At 25.2% G+C, this 206-nt stretch carries 1 protein-coding gene; it reads right to left on the bottom strand.

Annotated elements, in window-relative coordinates; translation table 11 throughout:
- Window positions 1-206 (bottom strand): hypothetical protein (locus tag AB3I00_RS14920; protein ID WP_368025660.1); only part of this gene is annotated, 206 nt, incomplete at both ends.

Below are 206 nucleotides of genomic sequence, written 5' to 3'. Positions count from 1 at the left end.
GTTACTGTGTAAGGTAAATAAGAATCTAATAATTTTTTATCTGTTGCAAATGTATAATTAATTGTTGTTTCTTTTTGTAAATCATTCGTATAATTATCACTTAACTTATATTCAAAACCATAGCCTGTTTTTTGTTTCTTCAATTTTGTATAACTTAAATGATAGGTTTCATTTTTAATTTCTAATGCCTTGCCATAATCACGCCC

This window comes from Enterococcus sp. C76 (assembly GCF_040886985.1).
Taxonomy (GTDB): Bacteria; Bacillota; Bacilli; order Lactobacillales; family Enterococcaceae; genus Enterococcus_B; species Enterococcus_B lactis.
The sequence above is the reverse complement of the archived record's forward strand: the minus strand, read 5'-3'. Positions and strand labels throughout refer to the sequence as shown.